This window comes from Sphingomonas sp. Leaf37, from assembly GCF_920939475.1.
Taxonomy (GTDB): Bacteria; Pseudomonadota; Alphaproteobacteria; order Sphingomonadales; family Sphingomonadaceae; genus Sphingomonas.
Genome location: NZ_CAKLAX010000002.1, coordinates 105,407 through 126,204, shown reverse-complemented (window position 1 = coordinate 126,204; position 20,798 = coordinate 105,407). Strand labels below are relative to the sequence as shown.

The 20,798-nt window shown below is 64.5% G+C and carries 19 protein-coding genes and 2 tRNA genes; 7 read left to right on the top strand and 14 right to left on the bottom strand.

Annotation, left to right across the window (positions count from 1 at the left end):
- Positions 1-1,011: 1,011 nt before the first annotated feature.
- The 4 genes from LRA87_RS05825 to lon form a co-directional block, all read right to left on the bottom strand.
- Positions 1,012-1,344 carry a hypothetical protein gene (locus LRA87_RS05825; protein ID WP_230630020.1) on the bottom strand — a complete coding sequence of 111 codons (333 nt, stop codon included), beginning with the start codon at positions 1,342-1,344 and terminating at the stop codon, positions 1,012-1,014.
- Between the two features lie 245 nt (positions 1,345-1,589).
- Positions 1,590-1,664 (bottom strand) — tRNA-Val (locus LRA87_RS05820).
- An 88-nt stretch (positions 1,665-1,752) separates the two neighbouring features.
- Complete coding sequence (locus tag LRA87_RS05815; RefSeq protein WP_163958216.1) at positions 1,753-2,025, bottom strand: HU family DNA-binding protein; 273 nt, start codon at positions 2,023-2,025, stop codon at positions 1,753-1,755.
- 154 nt (positions 2,026-2,179) lie between these two features.
- Positions 2,180-4,573 carry an endopeptidase La gene (gene lon / locus LRA87_RS05810; RefSeq protein WP_230630018.1) on the bottom strand — a complete coding sequence of 798 codons (2,394 nt, stop codon included), beginning with the start codon at positions 4,571-4,573 and terminating at the stop codon, positions 2,180-2,182.
- Positions 4,574-4,723: 150 nt separating this feature from the next.
- Here lon and LRA87_RS05805 point away from each other — a divergent pair, with 150 nt between their 5' ends.
- The 4 genes from LRA87_RS05805 (at position 4,724) to LRA87_RS05790 (ending at position 9,133) form a co-directional block, all read left to right on the top strand.
- Positions 4,724-6,469: a M1 family metallopeptidase gene (locus LRA87_RS05805; RefSeq protein ID WP_230630016.1), complete on the top strand. Its 1,746-nt coding sequence runs from the start codon at positions 4,724-4,726 to the stop codon at positions 6,467-6,469.
- Positions 6,470-6,582: 113 nt separating this feature from the next.
- Positions 6,583-8,304, top strand: a complete 1,722-nt coding sequence (locus tag LRA87_RS05800; protein WP_230630014.1) for a M1 family metallopeptidase — start codon at positions 6,583-6,585, stop codon at positions 8,302-8,304.
- Entirely contained in the window at positions 8,262-8,543 is a 282-nt protein-coding gene (locus LRA87_RS05795; protein ID WP_230630012.1) for a hypothetical protein, read from the top strand. Before LRA87_RS05800 ends, LRA87_RS05795 begins: the two co-directional genes overlap by 43 nt.
- On the top strand, positions 8,540-9,133 hold the full coding sequence (locus tag LRA87_RS05790; protein ID WP_230630010.1) for a methyltransferase family protein: 594 nt from the start codon (positions 8,540-8,542) through the stop codon (positions 9,131-9,133). The genes LRA87_RS05795 and LRA87_RS05790 overlap by 4 nt, the downstream gene beginning before the upstream one ends.
- Positions 9,134-9,262: 129 nt before the next feature.
- On the opposite strand, the gene LRA87_RS05785 is transcribed toward LRA87_RS05790, so the two are convergent.
- Positions 9,263-10,330, bottom strand: coding sequence for a calcium:proton antiporter (locus tag LRA87_RS05785; protein ID WP_230630008.1), 1,068 nt, complete (start codon positions 10,328-10,330; stop codon positions 9,263-9,265).
- Positions 10,331-10,626: 296 nt separating this feature from the next.
- On the opposite strand from LRA87_RS05785, the gene LRA87_RS05780 reads away from it, so the two are divergent.
- Entirely contained in the window at positions 10,627-11,487 is an 861-nt protein-coding gene (locus LRA87_RS05780) for a manganese catalase family protein (protein ID WP_230630006.1), read from the top strand.
- Positions 11,488-11,532: 45 nt separating this feature from the next.
- Here the strand turns inward: LRA87_RS05780 and LRA87_RS05775 are convergent, their stop codons facing one another.
- The 6 genes from LRA87_RS05775 to LRA87_RS05750 form a co-directional block, all read right to left on the bottom strand.
- Positions 11,533-12,069, bottom strand: coding sequence for a hypothetical protein (locus LRA87_RS05775; protein ID WP_230630004.1), 537 nt, complete (start codon positions 12,067-12,069; stop codon positions 11,533-11,535).
- A gap of 233 nt (positions 12,070-12,302) precedes the next feature.
- Positions 12,303-13,574 carry an ATP-dependent Clp protease ATP-binding subunit ClpX gene (gene clpX, locus LRA87_RS05770; RefSeq protein ID WP_230630002.1) on the bottom strand — a complete coding sequence of 424 codons (1,272 nt, stop codon included), beginning with the start codon at positions 13,572-13,574 and terminating at the stop codon, positions 12,303-12,305.
- A gap of 120 nt (positions 13,575-13,694) precedes the next feature.
- Entirely contained in the window at positions 13,695-14,384 is a 690-nt protein-coding gene (locus LRA87_RS05765; RefSeq protein WP_329958584.1) for an ATP-dependent Clp protease proteolytic subunit, read from the bottom strand.
- 55 nt (positions 14,385-14,439) lie between these two features.
- Positions 14,440-15,372 (bottom strand): glycosyltransferase family 2 protein, encoded by a 933-nt coding sequence (locus tag LRA87_RS05760; RefSeq protein ID WP_230630000.1) that lies wholly within the window; start codon positions 15,370-15,372, stop codon positions 14,440-14,442.
- A gap of 447 nt (positions 15,373-15,819) precedes the next feature.
- Entirely contained in the window at positions 15,820-17,487 is a 1,668-nt protein-coding gene (tig, locus tag LRA87_RS05755) for a trigger factor (RefSeq protein ID WP_230629999.1), read from the bottom strand.
- A 71-nt stretch (positions 17,488-17,558) separates the two neighbouring features.
- Positions 17,559-17,643, bottom strand: a tRNA-Leu gene (locus LRA87_RS05750).
- Between the two features lie 142 nt (positions 17,644-17,785).
- On the opposite strand from LRA87_RS05750, the gene LRA87_RS05745 reads away from it, so the two are divergent.
- Together LRA87_RS05745 and LRA87_RS05740 are read left to right on the top strand one after the other, a co-directional pair.
- Complete coding sequence (locus LRA87_RS05745) at positions 17,786-17,947, top strand: hypothetical protein (protein WP_230629997.1); 162 nt, start codon at positions 17,786-17,788, stop codon at positions 17,945-17,947.
- A gap of 2 nt (positions 17,948-17,949) precedes the next feature.
- Positions 17,950-18,186, top strand: coding sequence for a hypothetical protein (locus LRA87_RS05740; protein ID WP_230629996.1), 237 nt, complete (start codon positions 17,950-17,952; stop codon positions 18,184-18,186).
- A gap of 118 nt (positions 18,187-18,304) precedes the next feature.
- Here the strand turns inward: LRA87_RS05740 and LRA87_RS05735 are convergent, their stop codons facing one another.
- Genes LRA87_RS05735 through LRA87_RS05725 form a run of 3 tightly spaced genes read right to left on the bottom strand, consistent with a single transcriptional unit; the run spans position 18,305 to position 20,798 of the window.
- Positions 18,305-18,928, bottom strand: a complete 624-nt coding sequence (locus LRA87_RS05735) for a peptidylprolyl isomerase (RefSeq protein WP_230629995.1) — start codon at positions 18,926-18,928, stop codon at positions 18,305-18,307.
- Entirely contained in the window at positions 18,928-20,397 is a 1,470-nt protein-coding gene (gatB, locus tag LRA87_RS05730; RefSeq protein ID WP_230629993.1) for an Asp-tRNA(Asn)/Glu-tRNA(Gln) amidotransferase subunit GatB, read from the bottom strand. Before gatB ends, LRA87_RS05735 begins: the two co-directional genes overlap by 1 nt.
- A complete protein-coding gene (locus LRA87_RS05725; RefSeq protein WP_230629991.1) occupies positions 20,394-20,798 on the bottom strand; it encodes a type II toxin-antitoxin system VapC family toxin in 405 nt (134 codons plus the stop codon). The genes gatB and LRA87_RS05725 overlap by 4 nt, the downstream gene beginning before the upstream one ends.

The following is a 20,798-nucleotide window of genomic DNA, read 5'->3' as shown; positions in this document are numbered from 1 at the left end:
GGTCGTAATTCGTTGTCGCCATTCAGGCATCGCTGCCCGCGACCGGCCAAGGCTCCCCCTCTGCCGATCCCTGCAGCGGCGGTTAGGAGCGTACCGTGACTCCTGCGTGAGGTTTTGGAGACGGTATCGTTACGGAGGTGGGACGGTTTTGTGACAGCCTACGGACCCGCGCCGTGACCGGGAGCAATCATCGAACGGACAGCGTACGAAAACGCCCCCTCCACCACCACCGACGCCGGCGGCCCCCCCTTCCCCCACCAAAGCGAGGGACGAACACAAGGGAAGGTCACGCATCCCATTCCTCCCCCGCAAGGGGGAGGTGGCACGGCGAAGCCGTGACGGAGGGGGAGGCAAGCGTCGAACCAAACGACCTGCCCCGACGCCCCCGCCCCGACGGCGGCGGCGCGCGCCCTCCCCGCTAAAGCGACGGAGGACCAACAAGAAACGTCACAAGACGAACGCCATCCCATTCCTCCCCCGCAAGAGGGAGGTGGCACGGCGAAGCCGTGACGGAGGGGGAGGCAAGCGTCGAACGAAATGACCTGCCCCGACGCCCCCGCCCCGACGGCGGCGGCGCGCCCCCTCCCCGCTAAAGCGACAGAGGACCAACAAGAAACGTCACAAGGACGAACGCCAGCCCATTCCTCCCCCGCAAGGGGTAGGCGGCGCGGCGAAGCCGTGACGGAGGGGGAGGCAAGCGTCGAACCAAACGACCTGCCCCGACGCCCCCGCCCCGACGGCCGCGGCGCGCGCCCTCCCCGCTAAAGCGACGGAGGACCAACAAGAAACGTCACAAGACGAGTGCCATCCCATTCCTCCCCCGCAAGGGGGAGGTGGCGCGGCGAAGCCGTGACGGAGGGGGAGGCAAGCGTCGAACCGGGAGGCTCGCGGAAACACGCCGCCAATCCCGGCTGCCCCGGCCGTCTGCGTGCGCCGAACGAGCAAGGCATAAAGAAAGGGGCGCCCTTCTCGCGAAGGACGCCCCTATCCCATCGACCCGAAATCCGGGGATTACTTCTCGCCGTTGTCCGCCACGCCGACGACGGGGACCGATACGGTCTCCTTCTCCGTCTTCACCTTGGGCACCTCGACGGTGGTTTCCTTGGTGCCGACGACGACCTTCTTCGAATCGAGGTCGACGTCCGGCAGGGCGCCGCCCTTCGCGCTGATGTCGACGTCGGGCAATGCGCCCTTCTTGACGTCCGCGCTCCAGAAACCGGTGAAGAACAATAGTGCCACGATCACCGCGGCTACCAGCGCGACGATGCCGATCACACGGCCCGCGCCGCCGCGACGCTCGACGACGACGCGGTTGCCGGCGCTATCGGTCGTATATTCCACCATGGTCACTCTCCCTTTTCACTGCATGTGAAAGGCTTAATTCCGGTCAACACGGATTGTTCCCGCTGCGAAACGACGAAAGCGGACATGAACGGGCAATGCGCCGTTTACGCGTGGGAATGCGATCGGTGACGCGCCGCGGATTCATTGTCGGTGGAACCGGGCCGCCGCCTTCCCCGGGTACGAACAAGGCACATTCGCTCTAAAAACCAGAAAGCCCGCCGGTCATGCGACCTGGCGGGCTGTCATGGTGGGCGCGACAGGGATTGAACCTGTGACCCCACCCGTGTGAAGGGTGTGCTCTACCGCTGAGCTACGCGCCCCCGATCCTCGGCTCCATTGCTGGAGATGCCGTCGGGAAGCGGGCCTTTACGGGGCACCGCTTCGCCTGTCCAGCCCGGATTGTCGGGTTTAGTTGACCGAATCCTTCAGGCCCTTGCCGGCCTTGAACTTCGGCTGCGACGATGCCTTGATCGTCATCGGTTCGCCGGTGCGCGGGTTGCGGCCGGTGGATGCCTTGCGCTTGGACACCGAAAAGGTGCCGAACCCGACCAGCCGGACCTCGTCACCCTTCTTCAGGCTGGCCGAGATAGCGTCGAACACCGCCTCTACCGCCTTGATGGCATCGCCCTTGGCGAGACCCGAGGTGTCCGCGACCGTCGCGATCAGCTCTTGCTTGTTCATGGAAATACTGCCCCCTTCGTATACTTCGGAAGAATCGTTACCAAGCCATAACAGCGAGTAAGGCTGTCCTGACCGGCGGAGTCAATGGCAACCGCCGCGCCATCGCAGGCACGGCGGTTCCAAATCGTTAACACGCGGCCCCAAACGGCCTTCCTCAGTGATGCAGTTCGCCGCCCACAGGCGCAACCCCCGATGGCGGCAGCGCCGCGAGTTCGTCGGCATCGGTCCAGTCGATCGCCTCCAGCGGCTCGGTCAGCGCGAGCTTCAGCACCTCGTCGACATGGCTCACCGGTACGATGGTCAGCCCGTCCTTGATGTTCTGCGGGATGTCGGCGAGATCCTTCTCGTTCTCCTGCGGGATCAGCACCGTGGTGATGCCGCCGCGCAACGCCGCCAGCAGCTTTTCCTTGAGTCCGCCGATCGGCAGCACGCGGCCACGCAGCGTCACCTCGCCGGTCATCGCCACGTCCTTCTTCACCGACACGCCGGTCAGCGTCGAGACGATCGACACGACCAGGCCGATGCCGGCCGACGGACCATCCTTGGGCACCGCACCCTCGGGCAGATGGATGTGTATGTCCTTACGGTGAAACAGCGACGGCTTGATGCCATAACTGGGGCTGCGCGCCTGCACGAAGCTGAAGGCGGCCTGCACCGATTCCTTCATCACGTCGCCGAGCTTGCCGGTCGTCTTGATCCCGCCCTTGCCCGGCACCGTCACGCTCTCGATCGTCAGCAATTCGCCGCCGACCTCGGTCCAAGCGAGGCCGGTGACCGCACCGATCTGATGCTCGGTTTCGCCCAAGCCGTGGCGGTACTTCTGCACGCCGGCGAACTCGTGGAGGTTGTCGGGCGTGATCGTGACGCTGGTCGTCTTGCCTTCGAGGATCTGGCGCAATGCCTTGCGCGCCAGCCGCGCGATCTCGCGCTCCAGCGTACGCACGCCGGCCTCGCGGGTGTACATCTGAATCAGCGCACGCAGGCCCTCGTCGGTGAGCGTGAACTCGCCCGCCTTCAGCCCGTGCGCCTCGATCTGCTTCTCGATCAGATGGCCCTTGGCGATCTCGACCTTCTCGTCCTCGGTATAGCCCTCCAACCGGATGATCTCCATCCGGTCGAGCAGCGGCTGCGGCAGGTTGAGCGTGTTCGCGGTGCAGACGAACATCACGTCGCTGAGGTCGATGTCGATCTCGAGGTAATGATCGTTGAACTTGCCGTTCTGTTCCGGGTCGAGCACTTCGAGCAGCGCCGATGCCGGATCGCCGCGGAAATCCTGGCCGAGCTTGTCGATCTCGTCGAGCAGGAACAGCGGGTTGGACGTGCCGGCCTTCTTCAGGTTGGTCACGATCTTGCCCGGCAGCGAGCCGATATAGGTGCGGCGATGACCGCGGATCTCGGCCTCGTCGCGCACGCCGCCCAGCGACTGGCGGATGAACTCGCGCCCCGTCGCCTTGGCGATCGACTTGCCGAGCGAGGTCTTGCCGACGCCGGGAGGGCCGACGAGGCACAGAATCGGCCCCTTCAGCTTGTTGGTGCGCGCCTGCACGCCGAGATATTCGACGATCCGGTCCTTCACCTTCTCAAGCGCGTAATGATCCTCGTCCAGCACCGCCTGTGCGGCGGCGATGTCCTTCTTGATCTTGGACTTCTTGCCCCATGGCAGGCCGAGCAGCACGTCGAGGTAGTTGCGCACCACCGTCGCCTCGGCGCTCATCGGCGCCATCGTCTTCAGCTTCTTCAGCTCCGACGTCGCCTTGGTGCGGGCTTCCTTCGACAGCTTGAGCGTCGCGATCTTCTGCGTCAGCTCGGCGATCTCGTCGCCGTCGCTCTCGTCGTCGCTGTTGCCGAGTTCGCGCTGGATCGCCTTCAGCTGTTCGTTGAGGTAATATTCGCGCTGCGTCTTCTCCATCTGGCGTTTGACGCGGCTCTTGATCTTCTTCTCGACGTGCAGGACGCCGAGTTCGCCTTCCATCAGCGCATACGCCATTTCCAGCCGCTTGACCGGATCGGGCTCGACCAGCAGCGCCTGCTTGTCGGCGACCTTGACCTGTACGTTCGCCATGATCGCGTCGGCGAGTTTCGATGCCTTCTCGATCTCGGCGAGTTGCTGCGCCGTCTCTGACGGCAGCTTCTTGTTCAGCTTGGCATAGGTTTCGAACTGCTCGACCGCCGAACGCATCAGCGCCTCGACCTCGATACCCTCGGCCTCCTGCTCCTCGAACATATCGACGGTGGATTGCAGGTAATTGTCGGCCTCCGACAGCTCGCCCAGCCGGCCGCGCGCCTTGCCCTCGACCAGCACGCGAACCGTGCCGTCGGGCAGCTTCAGCAATTGCAGCACGGTGGCGGTGACGCCGACCTCGTACAAATCCTCGCGGCCGGGATCGTCCTCGGCCGGGTCGAGCTGCGCGACGAGGAAGATCTCCTTGTCGGCGCCCATCGCCGCTTCCAGCGCGGCGACCGATTTGTCGCGTCCGACGAACAACGGCACGATCATGTGCGGGAAGACGACGATATCGCGCAACGGCAGAACGGGGAATGTGGTCATGGATACTCCGGTGCCGCTTCGAACGGGGCGGCTTTGATGCACTATATGGGGATCGGTCCGCATCCATCAATCGTCGCGAGGCAGGCGCGGCAGGACTTGTCATCGGGGATGAGAGAGTCGAAACCGTTAACGTCCAACCGGGAGTATACGATGTCGCTTCGCCTGCCCTTCGCTGCCTTGCTGCTGCTATCGACGGCGGGGATCGCCGCGGAGAAGGGCCAGCCGCCGATCACGGCGCAGACGTCGCTGTCCGGCGGGCCGCTCGATCCGCTGCAAAAGAAGCTGACGCTCGACACCGCGGATCTGCAGATCGAGGTCGATCCGGTGCGCGAGGTGATCAACGGCACCGCAACGCTGGCCTTCACCGCGCTCGAAAAGACGAACAGGATCGTCGTCGATCTCGACAGGAACTACACCGTGACCTCGGTGCAGGTCGACGGCGTCGACGCGGGCTTCGCCAATCCCGAAGGCCGGATGACGATCACGCTGGCGAAAAAGGTGGCGAAGGACAGCAAGCTCTCGGTAAAAATAGTTTACGGCGGCCGCCCACACACCGCCCCACGCGCGCCATGGGACGGCGGCTTCGTCTGGTCGAAGACACCCGATGGCCAGCCCTGGGTCGCAACGGCGGTACAGATGGAGGGATGCGACCTGATCTGGCCGTGCATCGACTATCCGACTTACGAGCCCGAGAAGATCACGCTGCACATCACCGTTCCCGCGGGGCTTAAGGCGCCGTCGAACGGCAAATTGCTTGGGGTGGACCGCTTCGACGACGGACGCAGCACGTGGAATTGGGAGGTCAAGCGCCCCAACTTGTATGGCATTGCGCTTAACGTCGGCCCGTACGAGGAGATCAGCGGCACCTACAAGAGCAGGTTCGGCAACGAAATTCCGATGTTCTACTGGTATCTGCCCGGCGAGAAGGAGAAGGCGGAAAAGCTGTTCGCCGAATTCGCGCCGACGCTCGATTTCTACGAAAGCGTCGTCGGCCCCTATCCGTGGGCGGACGAGAAGGTCGGCGTGGTCGAAACCCCGCACAAGGGCATGGAGCACCAGACGATCAACGCCTATGGCAACGAATATGCCAAGGCGCCGGAAGGCTTCGACTGGCTGTTCCAGCACGAATTCGGCCATGAATGGTTCGCCAACCAGCTCACGGCCAGCAACTGGGACGATTTCTGGCTGCACGAAGGCTTCACCGCTTATATGCAGCCGCTGTATGGCCGCTGGCGCGAGGGCGACGGCCGCTACACCGCGATGATGCTGGCGAGCCGGACGGGCATCCAGAACCAGTCGCCGCTGGTCACCGGCAAGCCGCAGAGCGCCGAGGACGTTTACGAACGCTCCCCCGGGCGCGGCGGCGATATTTACACCAAGGGATCGTGGACGTTGCACACGCTACGCAATGCATTGGGCGACAAGGCGTTCGCCGAAATTCTGCGCCGCGAAGTCTATGGCCGCCCCGATCCAGCGCCGGGCAATTTCATGCCGCAATTCCGCACAACGCCGGAGTTCATCGCCATAGTCAATCAGGTGACGGGGCAGGACTGGCAGTGGTTCTTCGACGTCTACCTGTATCAGACGGCGCTGCCCAAGCTGACGGTCAACCGCAACGCGACGCAACTGACGCTCAAATGGACCGCCCCCAACGGCAAGCCCTTCCCGCTGCCAGTCGAAGTCGCGATCAACGACGTGGTTCAGAAGGTGCCGATGACGAGTGGGTTGGCGACGATTACCGTTGCCGAAGGGGCACATGTCGTCGTCGATCCCATGTCGCGTATCCTGAAACAGGATGACGCAGTGGATGCGTTCCAGGCGTGGAAAACAGCCCAAGGGAAAGAGAAGAGGCCAAATCCTCCTCTGCAAGGGGGAAGTGGCACGGCAAAGCCGTGACGAGCGAGGTAAGCCGCGAATGGCGTGGCTTGCAAGAAAGTCCCCTCCACCGCCGCTCCGTGGTGGTCTCCCTCCCTCCCCCGCTAAAGCAACGGGGACCTAGGAAGAAGACTATGCGATTATTCCTGACTTTACCGGCCCTCGCCCTACTCGCCGCGACGCCCCTTCCAAAGAAGGGCGAACCCGCGATCACTGAACTAACCAAGACGTCGGGTGGTATCCGCCCGGCAGAACAGCTCGCGCTCCGCTTCGACAGCGCCGATCTCAGCTTCGAGGTGCTGCCGGACACCGAGACGCTCAACGGCGTCGCCACCCTCAGCTTCACTGCGAAAAGCGCGGTCGACCGCCTGCTGATAGATATTGACAAGAACCTACCCGTCGCCGCCATCGCGATCGATGGCGTCGCGCTGAAACCGGCGGCTTGGTCCAACCCCGAAGGGCGACTCACCATCCAGCTGCCCCGCACCATAGCCACCGGCGGTAAGGTCACCGCACGCATCACCTATGGCGGCACTCCGCACGTTGCGGTTCGCGCACCGTGGGACGACGGCATGGTCTGGTCGAAGACGCCCGATGGCAAGACATGGTTCGCCACCACTGCAGAGGGCTATGGCTGCGACCTGTTCTGGCCGTGCCTCGACTTCCCGACCGGCGAGCCCGGCGTCGTCGATCTGCACATCACCGTACCCAAAGGGTTGAAGGCTCCCTCGAACGGCAAGCTGGTCGGCATCGACACGTTGCCGGACGGCCGCACGCGCTGGAACTGGCGCACGCGCAATCCGAACACATATGCCATCGCACTCAACGTCGGCCCGTATGAAGAGATCAGCGGTACCTACAAAAGCCGCTTCGGCAACAGCATTCCAATGTATTACTGGTATTTACCTGGCGAACGGGAGCAAGCGGAGAAGCTGTTCGCCGAATTCGCGCCCACACTCGACTTCTTCGAGGCGAAGGTCGGCCCCTATCCCTTCGGCGACGAGAAGGTTGGCGTGGTGCAAACTCCGCACAAGGGCATGGAACACCAGACGATCAACGCCTACGGCAACGAATATGCCAAGGCGGTCGAGGGGTTCGACTGGCTGTTCCAGCACGAATTCACCCACGAATGGTTCGCTAACCAGCTGACCGCAGCGAACTGGGACGATTACTGGCTGCACGAGGGCTATGGCAGCTACATGCAGCCCGCTTATGGCGAATGGCGCGAGGGCCGCGCCCGCTATGCAACGATGATGCAGAGCCAGCGCGCCACGATCATGAACCTTAAACCAATCGTGCAGGGCCGCGTCATCACCGAGGAAGAGGTCTATGAAGCGGAGAAGGGCGGCGCCGGGCAAGACATCTACGTCAAGGGATCGTGGATGCTGCACGCCCTGCGCAACCTGATCGGCGACGACGCCTTCTGGAAGGTGACGACGCTCGCGGTCTACGGCCGAGCCGATCCGCGTCCAGGCAATTTCGTTCCGCGGTTCGGTTCGAGTGCCGAATACGAAGCCTTCGTGCGGCAGGTAACCGGCAAGGATTATGGGTGGTTCTTCGACGTATATCTGCGGCAGGCGGCGCTGCCCGAACTGCTTGCGAGCCGCATAGGCGACACAGTGACCCTCGGGTGGAACGTGCCCGGCGGCGGTGCCTTCCCCATGCCGGTGGAGGTGCAGGTCGCGGGCCGGACGGAGCTATTGCCGATGATCAAGGGCCACGGCACGCTAACAGTCGCGACGGGCACCCATTTCATCGTCGATCCGGATGCGAAGATTCTGCGTCGCAACGTCGCGGTCGAGGAGACGCAGGCATGGCGGGCCGCACAGGCCGCCAGACGAGCCAGCGCACAATGAGCGCGCCGGGCACCAATTGGACCGGACGGATCGCCGAGATGGCAGCAATCTTCATGGTCGGCGACGGTCTGGTCGGGCTGGTTCAGCCACGGCGGCATGTCGACCTGTGGAAAGACGACGCATTGGGTGCGGAGAAGGCGGTCGCGCCGTTCGTCGATCGGCCGGGCCGGCGCAGGCTCTATGCAGCGGCGCAGATCACCGCTGGACTGTGGCTCGCCGGCATACAGCGTCCACGATGACTGGCGTGGCGGGCCTGCCGGGTCTGGCCGTGCTGGCGACCGGGTTGCTCCTGTTCGTGGTCGCGCTGGTCGCGGTGCGCTGGCAACGACGTTCCGATCGCGACCCGAGGCGCGACGCCGGGCGCGACCTGCCATCGATGATCGGCATTGCGGTGCAGGCGCTCGCGTTCGTCGCCGTCACCGGCAGCGGTACCAGCGTTAAGCTCGATCCGCTGGAAGCACCCGCGCTAATTGCCGCCGCGATCACCGCGATACTGACAGGCGGCGCGCTTGCCCTATTCGTCTGGTCGACAGTGGCATTGGGCGATGACTGGAGCCTGGTTGCCCGGATGCGGCAGGATCATCGACTGGTTACACACGGGCCGTTCGCATGGGTCCGTCATCCGATTTACACCGCGCTCGGCATGGTGGTGATCGCGATTGCGGTGGCGCTGGGGCATCCGGCGCGGCTGGGGATAGCGCTGCCCGTCTACGCTCTGGGAACGTGGCTACGGATCCGCAGCGAGGAACGGCTGCTCCATACAACGTTTGGCGCCCACTATGTCGCCTATGCCACGCGGGTGAAGCGGTTCATCCCCGGCTTTTTGTGACGCATGCAGTCCGGCGGCCCAGCATCGAAGAGAAGCGCGGACGGCCGCAATGTTCCCACCCGCACCACGCGTTTGGGTCAGACGCAGCCGAACGCCGGATCGGCTTGGAAAGCCGCGCCGGCCGAACGCTCAGGGAATCACTGTCGTGAATAGATAGGCAGCGAAGATCACGAGGTGAACGACGCCCTGCAATACCGTCGTTCGCCCGGTACCGAGCGAAATGGTCGTCACGAACAACGACAGCGCCAGCAACGTCATCCCCTTCGCCCCGATGCCAAGGGCCAGTGGCAAGCCGAGCATCAGGCTGACAATCGCGACCGCAGGAATCGTCAGGCCGATCGTCGCCAGCGCAGATCCCAGCGCTAGATTGAGGCTCGTTTGCAACCGGTCGCGCCGCGCCGCATTGACCGCGGCGAGGCTTTCCGGCGCAAGTACCAGCGCGGCAATGACGACGCCGACGATCGCGTGCGGTAGTCCCGCGGCTAAGATCGCATCCTCGACCTGCGACGACAACCCCTTGGCGAGCATCACAACGACGACCAGCGCGACCAACAGAATGCCGAACGCGACCCATGCCGTCCGGTCGGTCGGCGGCGGCGCATGCGCCTCAGGCTCGATATCGCCGGCCGGCAGGAAGTAATCGCGGTGGCGTACCGTCTGCACCAACACGAATGTGCCATATAGGACCAGGCTGACGATCGCGACGAAGATCAGCTGCGATGGCGCGTAGGTCGGCCCCGCGGCGCTGGTCGTGTAATTCGGCAGGATCAGTGACAACACCACCAGCGCCGCAAGCGTCGCCAGCGCGGCGCTGATCCCGCGCAACGTGAAACGTTGCTCGCCATGCTTCAGCCCGCCGGTCAGCAGGCAGATGCCGATGATGAAGTTGAGGATGATCATTATTGCGGCGAATACCGTATCACGGGCCAGCGCGGCGACATCATCCGACCCCGACAGCATCAAAGACACAATCAGCGACACCTCGATCACCGTCACTGCGACCGCCAGCACCAGCGTACCGAACGGTTCACCGACGCGGTGGGCGACGACCTCAGCATGATGGACCGCGGCGACGACCGAACCGATCAGGATGATCGCCGCGACACCTGTGCCGGCGGTCCCCATGCCGTAAATCGATAGCAGCACCGCCGGAATGCCTACCGCGGGAAACAGGATCGCCCAAGGCGGAAGCCCCATCCAGCCTGTCGGGTTCGCATCGTTCGTCGCAGCCGCCACGCAAAGGTCTTCCCATCGTTACGCAAGGCTAATGCTTTGCGTGAATGAAAGCTCCGTAACCGCCGGACGTTGATGGGTGCGATTTACCTTTCGAAATGGTCACGTCACCGATCCTGCGGCAGGTTCGTGATGTAAGTTATTACGATTACTCGCATTTGTTATCCATTCGCAACAAACCCTTTGTCCCCTGGAACAGTTAGCATGGGGTCGGCACTCTGCCGGCGTCGATCCTCACGATCATACAGGAGACGCCCGTCATGTATTATCACGACAAGCGACTGCAGTACCCCGTCACCGTCGAAAAGCCGGATCCGCAATTCGCGCGCATGCTGCAACAGGCGATCGGCGGCGTGGAGGGGGAGATACGGGTTTGTATGCAGTATTTTTTCCAGGCGTGGGGGAATCGCGCGCCGACGACGAAATATCGCGACATGCTGCTCAATACCGCCACCGAAGAGATCGGCCACATCGAGATGCTGGCGACCGCGGTGGCGCTCAACCTCGACAAGGCCCCCGCTTCGCTTCAGGAACAGGGTGCGGCGGACGGCATCGTCGGCGCGGTGATGGGCGGCGAACGTCCCCGCCACGCGATCGAGGGGATCATCCACAAGAACCTGCTGTCGTCCGGCCTGTCCGCGATGCCGGTCGATTCCGACGGCGTGCCCTTCGACATGAGCCACATCTACGCCAGCGGTAACATCGCAGCCGACATGTATGCCAACGTCGCCGCCGAAAGCACCGGCCGCGTGCTGGCCGTACGGTTGTTCAACGCCGCGCACGACGACGGCATGAAGAAGATGCTGCATTATATGATCGCGCGCGACACGATGCACCAGAACCAGTGGCTGGCCGTGGTGGAGGAGCTGGGCGGTGCGGCGGCGCAGGTCCCGATCCCCAACAGCTTCCCGCAGAGCGAGGAGGACCAGCAGAACAACTACAACTTCTACGTCACCTCGATCGACGGCACCGCACCCGAAGGCCGGTGGACCAGCGGCCCGTCCATCGACGGCAAGGGCGAATTCACGACCTTCCGCAACGAACCGCTGGGCGAGGAACCCATCCTCGGCCCCGCCCGGCCCGACAGCGGCGCGCAGGCCGACCAGATCGGCAAGCCCTGATGCAGCGACGAACCGGCGGCGCCCGCGTCGCCGGTTCGTCCTCGCTCAATACCCCATGACGATCAGGATCGCCGGGAACAGGTTCTGAAGAACGTGCACCGCGGCGACGATCCCGACCGCCTTCCAGAATCCGTGCGGTCGCCACGTCACGTACAACGTCGAGAAGATCAGGAACGGCCACCAGATCACGGCGCCCCACAATGGCGAGGCGAGGCTGTGCAATACGCCCCAGATCGCGGCACTGGCGATCACCGCCTGCCATCCCGCAAGGAACCGCAACAGCACGGCGAGGATGCCGGCCATGATCAGCGTTTCGACCACCGGGCTGAATCCGGCGATGAGGAACAGCTTCACCGGGGCGGACGCATCGCCGAGATCGGGCCCGGGATTGTTCGGCACGAGATAGGCGACCACGTAGCTGATCAGCATGCTGCCGACGATCGTCAGCACCCATCCGATCAGGATCGCCAGCCACGGCCGTCGATCGTGGAACAGCAACGGCGGCAGTACCGCCAGCGGCCCCCTGCCCCTGCGCCAGCCTGAACTGAATGTCGGTGCGGATTCGATCCGTGTCGCTGCCATCGTTGTCCTGTCGATTGGTGCGCCGTCATGAACGATGCCGCGTTAACGCCGGATGAGGAGGGGAGATGACGAGCGGGATGCCGGTACTTGCGGTGCTGGCACCCCTCCCTTCCGTCATCCCGGCGAACGCCGGGATGACGTACGAAGAGTGAAGCGGTCAGGTTCAGGCGATATCCGAAAACAGAAAGGGCGCCGCTTGCGCGACGCCCTTTCCTCGTTCCGAAGCGGCAGGATCAGGCGGCAGCGCCGGCCCCGTCCTTCTTCTTTTCGGCATAGACGCGGATCGGTTCCTTACGACCCTCGATCACATCCTTGTCGATCATGACCTCGTCGACGCCGTCCATGCCGGGCAGGTCGAACATCGTGTCGAGCAGGATCGCCTCGAGGATCGACCGCAGGCCGCGCGCGCCCGTCTTGCGCTCGATGCCCTTCTTGGCGACCGCGACCAGCGCCTCGTCGGTGAAGCCCAGGTCGACCGATTCCATCTCGAACAGCTTCTGGTATTGCTTCACCAGCGCGTTCTTCGGCTCCTTCAGGATCTTGACGAGCGCGTCGATGTCGAGGTCTTCCAGCGTCGCGATCACCGGCAGACGGCCGACGAATTCGGGGATCAGCCCGAACTTCAGCAGATCCTCCGGCTCGGTCTGGCGCAGCATCTCGCCCGTGCGACGCTCTTCGGGAGCGGCGACATAGGCACCGAAGCCGATCGACTTGCCCTGCAAACGGTCGCCGATGATCTTTTCGAGACCCGAGAAGGCACCGCCGCAGATGAACAGGATGTTCGTCGTGTCCACCTGCAGGAATTCCTGCTGCGGATGCTTGCGGCCACCTTGCGGCGGGACGCTGGCGGTGGTGCCCTCCATCAGCTTGAGCAGCGCCTGCTGGACGCCCTCGCCCGACACGTCGCGCGTGATCGACGGGTTTTCCGCCTTGCGGCTGATCTTGTCGATCTCGTCGATGTAGACGATGCCGCGCTGCGCCCGCTCGACGTTATAATCGGAGGCCTGGAGCAGCTTGAGGATGATGTTCTCGACGTCCTCGCCGACGTAACCGGCTTCGGTCAGCGTCGTCGCGTCGGCCATCGTGAACGGCACGTCAAGGATGCGGGCCAGCGTCTGCGCGAGCAGCGTCTTGCCGCAGCCGGTCGGGCCGACGAGCAGGATGTTCGACTTCGACAGCTCGACGTCGGCACCCTTGGCGCCATGGTTCAACCGCTTGTAATGGTTGTGCACCGCGACCGACAGGACCCGCTTGGCGCGCTTCTGACCGATGACGTAATCGTCGAGGACGTCGCAGATCTCCTGCGGAGTGGGCACGCCGCCGTCCTTCTTCGACACCAGAGCCGACTTCGTCTCTTCACGGATGATGTCGTTGCACAGCTCGACGCACTCGTCGCAGATGAACACGGTCGGGCCCGCGATGAGCTTGCGGACCTCGTGCTGCGACTTGCCGCAGAACGAGCAGTAGAGGGTGCTCTTCGAGTCGCCACCGCTCAATTTCGTCATTCACACTTCCTTGTCGCGGGATCGGACCCGCTGGTGAGGCCGGGCATGGTAGCCCGGCCGTTACGCAAACCACAACGGCGAAACGTCCCTAATGGAACGATCCGCCGCGTATCCGCGCCCTTACGCCGCCTTCGCGGCTTCCTCGGTCGGTGCCGGGCGCTTGTCGAACACCTCGTCGACCAGACCGAAGTCCTTAGCTTCGTTCGCTTCCAGGAACGTATCGCGGTCCATCCGGCGCTCGATCTCCTCGATCGGCTGGCCGGTGTATTGCGAATACAGCTCGTTCATCCGCTTGCGGATGCGAAGGATTTCGCGTGCCTGGATTTCGATATCGGACGCCATGCCCTGCGCGCCGCCGGACGGCTGGTGGATCATGATCCGCGCGTTGGTGAGCGCGACGCGCATGCCCGGTTCACCGCTGGCGAGCAGGAAGCTGCCCATCGACGCCGCCTGACCGATGCAGACCGTGCCGACGCGCGGCCGGATGTATTGCATCGTGTCGTGGATCGCCATGCCCGCCGTGACGACACCGCCCGGCGAGTTGATGTACATGAAGATGTCCTTCTTCGGGTTCTCGGACTCGAGGAAGAGCAACTGCGCGGTGATCAGGCTGGCCATGCCATCCTCGACGCCGCCGGTGACGAAGATGATGCGCTCGCGCAGCAGGCGGCTGAAAATGTCGAAGGAACGCTCGCCGCGATTCGACTGTTCGATCACGATCGGAACCAGACCTGCCTGCGTCTGCTGCAGGCCGAGCCCGGCGTGGGCGATCGGGTTCATGAAATCGCCGGTCTCGAACGGATTGTGCATGGGTGTCTCTCTTATGCCCTCAGAGCCGCCAACATCGGCGCTCCGGCAGGGGAGTTCAACCCCCGGCAGAGGGTGCGGGATGTGCCAGATAGGCCAGCCGCCGCACTTCGCGCCGGCCCCGCACCACGGTGTCGAGGATCAGCCCCGCGAACACGCACAGGGCGGCGATGATCATCAGCCCGGTGATGAGGATCGCGGTCGGGAAACGCGGCACGAGATGCGTCTGCATATAGGTGAGCGCCAACGGTACGCCGAGCACCACCCCCAGCGCCGCGAACAACGCCCCGATCGCGCCGAAGAACAGCAGCGGCCGTTCGATGCGATAGAGGGTCAGGATGGTCGACAGGATGCGAAACCCGTCGCCATAGGTGCTGAGCTTCGATGCCGACCCCTCGGGGCGGGCGTAATATGGCGTCTCGATCTCGGCGCACGGCATCTTCAGTTCGAGCGCGTGGACGCTGATCTCGGTCTCGATCTCGAATCCGGACGACAGCGACGGGAAACTCTTGACGAAGCGGCGCGAGAAGACGCGATAGCCCGACAGGATGTCGGTGAAGCTGCGCCCGAACAGCCGCGCGAGCATGCCGGTCAGCACCGCATTGCCGAAGCGATGGCCGCGGCGATAGCTTTCCTGCACCTGGCTGATCCGGCTGCCGACGATCATGTCGCATTGCTCGCCCAACAGGCGCGCGACGAGGGCGGGGGCGGAGGCGGCGTCGTAGGTCGCGTCGCCGTCGGCCATGACATAGACGTCGGCGTCGACATCGGCGAACATCCGGCGGACGACGTTGCCCTTGCCCTGGATGCGCTCGGTACGCACGATCGCGCCGGCGGCGCGGGCGACGGCGATCGTGTCGTCGGTCGAGTTGTTGTCGTAGACGTAGATTTTCGCGTCCGGCAGCGCGGCGCGGAAGCCCGCGACGGTCTGCGCGATCGCAGCGGCTTCGTTATAGCAGGGTAGCAGGACGGCGATGGTCGGCTGCGTCATTCTGGCTCCCTGTCTGCACGATCGGCCTCTGCCAATCGGTGTCTGCCCAATCGATCGTCATCCCCGCGCAGGCGGGGATCCATAGCCGGTAACGCGTCGATAGATCGAGAGCCTCTCGCCTATGGATCCCCGCCTGCGCGGGGATGACGAAGGCAAGTCGAGCTTTGCCCTTTAAACCGTCATCCCGGCGAACGCCGGGACCCATGGCTGCCAGAACGCTGCCGTTGCGCTCCTAATCAGCCTAGTGCCTCCATGGGTCCCGGCGTTCGCCGGGATGACGGATTTAGGAGGTCTTCCCAGATATCGCCGTCACCCCGGACTTGTTCCGGGGTCCACCCGTCCGCACAGGATACCAATGAGCCTCTAGCGATTCCGGTCGCCGCACCGTGGACCCCGGAACGAGTCCGGGGTGACGGAGGTGGGGGAGAGCAGCGCCCTCCCCAGCCGTTACGCCTCGCTCTTCGCCTTCTTGGCGCGTGGCTTCTTCGCGGGCGCATCGGCGGCTTCCGTGCCTTCGGCTGCCTCGGCCGCGACGGGCGACGATTCCGTTACCGCCGTCTCGGCTTCGACCGGAGCAGCGGCCTTCTTGGCGCGCGGCTTCTTGGCGGGGGCCTCTTCGCCGGCAGGCGCTTCCTCGGCCTCGACGCCGGCATTGTCGTCCTTGGCGACCGGCTTCTTGGCTGCGGCCTTCTTCGGCTTGGCCTCGCCCTCGGCGGCGTCGGCCTTCTTCTTGCCCTTCGGCTTGTGGTTGTCGTGGTCGTGGCTGTGCGTCCCGGTCGCGAAACCGTCCTCGCTCTCGATCGCGGCTTCCAGCTCCTCGCGGGTCGCTTCGCGGTCGGTCACGTCGGCCTTCTCGAACAGGAAGTCGACGACCTTGTCCTCATACAGCGGCGCACGCAGCTGGGCGGCCGCCATCGGCTCCTGCTGGACGTACTGGATGAAGCGCTGCTGGTCCTCGCCGCGATATTGCTGCGCGGCCTGCGCGATCAGGCGGTTCATTTCCTGCTGCGACACCTCGACGCCGTTCGCCTGGCCGATCTCGGACAGCAGCAGGCCCAGGCGCACGCGGCGCTCGGCGATCTTGCGGTAATCGTCGCGCTCCGACTCCATCTCGGCGAGAGCCGCGGCGGGGTCTTCCTCGTGCGTCGCTTCGTGCTCGAGCTGCTGCCAGATCTGCGCGAACTCGGCCTCGACCATCGACGGCGGCACTTCGAAATCGTGACCCTCGGCGAGCTGGTCGAGCAGTTTGCGCTTCATGTGGGTGCGCGTGAGGCCGTTATGCTCCTGCTCGATCTGACCCTTGATCAGGCCGCGGAGCTGCTCGAGGCTCTCGAGCCCCAGGTTCTTGGCCAGATCCTCGTCGATCGCGCTCTCCGCGGCGACCTGGATCTTCTTGACGGTGATGTCGAACGTCGCGGGCTGGCCGGCGAGTTCCTTGGCACCGTAATCCTCGGGGAAGGTAACGTTGAGCGTCTTCTCTTCGCCCAGCTTGACGCCGACGAGCTGCTCTTCGAAGCCCGGGATCAGACGGCCCGAGCCGAGCTCGACGCCCATGTCGGTGCCGGTGCCGCCGTCGAACGCGACGCCATCGGCGGTCTTGCCAAGGAAATCGACGGTGACGAGGTCGCCCATATCGGCGGCCTTGTCGTCCGCGTCGTTCCACTTCTTCGACTGGTCGGCGAACTTCTGGAGCTGCTCATCGACGAGTTCGTCGGCGACCGGCACGGTCAGCCGCTCCAGCTTCAGTGCGTCGATCGCGGGGGCCGGCACGGTCGGCAGCACTTCCATCTCGACGGTGATCTCGGCGTCCTTGCCGGGCGCATAGTCGTCGTTGAGCGCGACCGACGGCTGCATCGCGGGACGCAGGGCGTTGTCGGCGAGCAGCTGCTGCACGCCCTGCTGGATCGCGGTGTTGAGCGCGTCGGCGGCGAGCGATTCACCATGCATCTTGCGCACGAGGTTCGCGGGCACCTTGCCGGGGCGGAAGCCGGGCATCTTCACCTGCGGCGCGACGCGCTTCACTTCGGCATCGACCTTGGCGTCGATATCCCTGGCGGTGATGGTCAGCGTGTAGGCGCGCTTCAGGCCCTCGTTCAACGTCTCGACAGTCTGCATATCCGGCCTTCAATCTTGAGAAATCTCGAACAAATTCTTGTGGCTGTCGCCCCGCATAGCAGCGGCGGGACTGGTGCGGGCGAAGGGACTCGAACCCCCACATCTTGCGATGGCAGGACCTAAACCTGCTGCGTCTACCAATTCCGCCACGCCCGCACGAAGGACCTGCCGTAGGATTACCCGACATCCGTCGCGCATTCCCTTGGGCGCGCGTCTATACCAGCGTGACGTCCGGGGGCAAGCATTGAGGCAACTTGCGCGATTTCGGGGCGTTGGGGTGGCTGAAGGAGAGACTGACATGGCCACGCAACCCCCGCAGGAAATGCCCGCCCCCGATCCGCAGCCGGTTCAGCCCGACGGCCCGCCGCCCGAGGTGACGACGCCCGGCCCGGACATCGACATCCCGTCGCCCGGTATGCCTGCGGGCGATCCCGGCACGTCTCAGCCGGCGGAGATCTGACGATGGCCGAGATCGATCCGAACGTCGACGCGCTGCCTGAGGATGCTCCGGACAGCAATCCCGATGGCGAGCGTGACGATCCTCGCCCGGATATCCAGCAGGCGGTCGAGGCCCGATCCGACGCGGTCGCGCGTGGCGAAGGCGGGGACGAGCCGGTGCGCTTTACCGATACGGGCGAGTTCGATGGCAATAGCGGCACCGGCGGCGTGGTGAAGAACCAGGATCTGACGCAGCAATAGCTTGGCGTCGGAATTGGAGAGGCGGTCCTTGCGGGGGCCGCCTTTTTTTGTTTCCGTCGTGTCGGCCCGCCACATCCGGCGATGGAAATCCTTTGTCCCGGCATTGGCCGGGATGGACCTACGCCCCGATCCGCCTTGCGGATAACACCTTCACTGCCGTTACCGGCACTTCGCCCTTGAAGGACCCGCGCACCGTTGCGGTCGGCGACACCGGGGCGTCCATGATCGTTACGATCCGGTCCATTCCCTCGACCACCCGCCCGAACGCGGCATAGCCCAGGTTGTCGCCCGGCTTGCCCGGGTCGGCATCGAGCGAGGCGCTCTGGTCGCCGACGCTGATGGTGAAATCCCCGGTCGCCGTTCCCGGCGCGAAGCGCGCCACCGAAATCGTGCCGTCGGTATGATGGAGCCTGGTCTGCGTCGTCGGTTCGTGCTTGATCGGCGGCAGCGCCCGCTTCGGGTCGCCGTTGGTGCCGAACTGCACGAAGCCGAACCGGTCGGCGACCTTTACGGTGCGGTAGAAGACGACGCCGTCCAACCGCTTGCGATCGACGTATTTGAGGAAATTGGCCGCGGTGATCGGTGCGCGCACGGTGTCCGCCTCGATCACGATGCGGCCGGCAGTCGTCTCCAGCGCCACCCGCGGGAGCGGCGCAGGTGGCGGCGCGGGTAACGGCGCCTGCTGCGCCGATACGGCACCGGCGAGCAGCGCCAGACCCAGCACGACCGACCGCCGCAGCATCAGCCGAGCGCCTTCTTCAGCAGTTCGTTGACCACTGCCGGATTGGCCTTGCCGCCCATCGCCTTCATCGTCTGGCCGACGAAGAAGCCGAACAGCGTTTCCTTGCCGCCGCGATATTGCGCGAGCTGGTTGGGGTTCTTCGCAATCACCTCGGCGATCACCGCCTCGATCACGCCGGTGTCGCTGGTCTGCTTCAGGCCGCGATCCTCGACGATCTTGGCCGGTGCGTCGCCGGTTTCCAGCATCACCTCGAACACCTGCTTGGCGAGGCTGCCCGAGAGTGTGCCGTCCGCGACCAGCGCGAGCAACTCAGCCGCCTGCGTCGGCGACACCGGTGACGTCGCGATATCGCGCCCGGTGCGGTTGAGCGCCCCGAACAGCTCCGACGTCGTCCAGTTCGCCGCCGCGACCGGCTTCGCGCCCGCCTCCAGCAGGGTATCGAACCAGCGCGCCGCCTCGACCTCCGCGGTCAGCACGTTCGCCTGATAGGCGGAGATGCCGAGCGCCTCATACCGCTTGCGCTTGGCGTCGGGCAGCTCGGGCAGCGAAGCGCGACAATCGGCGAGGAAATCCTCCTCCAGCTCCAGCGGCAGCAGGTCGGGGTCGGGGAAGTAGCGGTAGTCGTGCGCATCTTCCTTCGACCGCATCGACCGCGTCGTGCCGCTCTCGACGTTGAACAGCCGCGTTTCCTGAACGATGCGGCCGCCGTCCTCCAGCACCTCGACCTGCCGCTTCGCCTCGTACTCGATCGCCGCCATCACGAAGCGGACCGAGTTGACGTTCTTCGTCTCGGTCCGCGTGCCGAGCTCGTCGCCGGGCTTGCGCACGCTGACGTTGACGTCGGCGCGCATCGAGCCCTCTTCCATGTTGCCATCGCACGACCCGACATAGCGCAGGATCGCGCGCAGCTTGCGCAGGTAAGCCCCCGCTTCCGCGGGCGAGCGCATGTCGGGCCGGCTGACGATCTCCATCAGCGCGACGCCCGAGCGGTTGAGGTCGACGTAGGAGCGAGTCGGATGCTGGTCGTGCATCAGCTTGCCCGCGTCCTGTTCGACGTGGATGCGCTCGACGCCGATCACCTTGGTCGCATCGGGGTTCTTGTCGTCCGGGCTGATCTCGACCGTCCCCTCACCGACCAGCGGATGGTACAACTGGCTGATCTGATAGCCCTGCGGCAGATCGGCGTAGAAGTAGTTCTTGCGATCGAAACGCGACCAGCGGTTGATCTGCGCATCGATCGCCATGCCGGTACGCACCGCCTGACGGATGCATTCCATGTTCGGCACCGGCAGCATGCCCGGCATGGCCGCGTCGACGAGGCTGACCTGCGTATTCGGCTCCGCGCCGAATTCGGTCGCCGCGCCCGAGAACAATTTGGCGTTCGAGGTGACCTGGGCGTGGACCTCCAACCCGATCACGACCTCCCACTCGCCGGTGGCGCCCTGGATGCGATAGCTGGTGTCGGTCATGGATGAGTCTCTGGCGTGATTAGGGTGAGGTCGGGGAAATAGCGGGCCATGCGGCAATCGCGGGTCATCAGCACGGCGCCGAGCGCTTCGGCGTGACCGGCAATGAGGAAATCCGGCAGCACGCGCTCCCGCTTGCCGCCGCGTCGACGATAATCGCCGAACGCCCGGCCACCGGCGAGTGCGGCCTCGACCGTCAGGGGCAGCACGTCGACGTGCAGACGGTCGAGATCATCAAGGAGATCATCGGGCAGATCCGATCCGGCTGCGACCTCCGCCAGAACAATATGGTTGCAAACCAGCACGTCGGAGCGTTCGGCTAGATCGTAACTGCGGCGCGACCATTTGGATTCGGCGCTGCCGGAATTGCTCAAGAGGTCGGCGATGATGTTGGTATCGAGCAA

Excerpts from the sequence above, each read along its gene's own strand:
- LRA87_RS05825 (WP_230630020.1), bottom strand. The coding sequence starts at position 1,344 with ATGGTGGAATATACGACCGATAGCGCCGGCAACCGCGTCGTCGTCGAG.
- LRA87_RS05815 (WP_163958216.1), bottom strand. The coding sequence starts at position 2,025 with ATGAACAAGCAAGAGCTGATCGCGACGGTCGCGGACACCTCGGGTCTC.
- lon (WP_230630018.1), bottom strand. The coding sequence starts at position 4,573 with ATGACCACATTCCCCGTTCTGCCGTTGCGCGATATCGTCGTCTTCCCG.
- LRA87_RS05805 (WP_230630016.1), top strand. The coding sequence starts at position 4,724 with ATGTCGCTTCGCCTGCCCTTCGCTGCCTTGCTGCTGCTATCGACGGCG.
- LRA87_RS05800 (WP_230630014.1), top strand. The coding sequence starts at position 6,583 with ATGCGATTATTCCTGACTTTACCGGCCCTCGCCCTACTCGCCGCGACG.
- LRA87_RS05795 (WP_230630012.1), top strand. The coding sequence starts at position 8,262 with ATGGCGGGCCGCACAGGCCGCCAGACGAGCCAGCGCACAATGAGCGCG.
- LRA87_RS05790 (WP_230630010.1), top strand. The coding sequence starts at position 8,540 with ATGACTGGCGTGGCGGGCCTGCCGGGTCTGGCCGTGCTGGCGACCGGG.
- LRA87_RS05785 (WP_230630008.1), bottom strand. The coding sequence starts at position 10,330 with ATGGGGCTTCCGCCTTGGGCGATCCTGTTTCCCGCGGTAGGCATTCCG.
- LRA87_RS05780 (WP_230630006.1), top strand. The coding sequence starts at position 10,627 with ATGTATTATCACGACAAGCGACTGCAGTACCCCGTCACCGTCGAAAAG.
- LRA87_RS05775 (WP_230630004.1), bottom strand. The coding sequence starts at position 12,069 with ATGGCAGCGACACGGATCGAATCCGCACCGACATTCAGTTCAGGCTGG.
- clpX (WP_230630002.1), bottom strand. The coding sequence starts at position 13,574 with ATGACGAAATTGAGCGGTGGCGACTCGAAGAGCACCCTCTACTGCTCG.
- LRA87_RS05765 (WP_329958584.1), bottom strand. The coding sequence starts at position 14,384 with ATGCACAATCCGTTCGAGACCGGCGATTTCATGAACCCGATCGCCCAC.
- LRA87_RS05760 (WP_230630000.1), bottom strand. The coding sequence starts at position 15,372 with ATGACGCAGCCGACCATCGCCGTCCTGCTACCCTGCTATAACGAAGCC.
- tig (WP_230629999.1), bottom strand. The coding sequence starts at position 17,487 with ATGCAGACTGTCGAGACGTTGAACGAGGGCCTGAAGCGCGCCTACACG.
- LRA87_RS05745 (WP_230629997.1), top strand. The coding sequence starts at position 17,786 with ATGGCCACGCAACCCCCGCAGGAAATGCCCGCCCCCGATCCGCAGCCG.
- LRA87_RS05740 (WP_230629996.1), top strand. The coding sequence starts at position 17,950 with ATGGCCGAGATCGATCCGAACGTCGACGCGCTGCCTGAGGATGCTCCG.
- LRA87_RS05735 (WP_230629995.1), bottom strand. The coding sequence starts at position 18,928 with ATGCTGCGGCGGTCGGTCGTGCTGGGTCTGGCGCTGCTCGCCGGTGCC.
- gatB (WP_230629993.1), bottom strand. The coding sequence starts at position 20,397 with ATGACCGACACCAGCTATCGCATCCAGGGCGCCACCGGCGAGTGGGAG.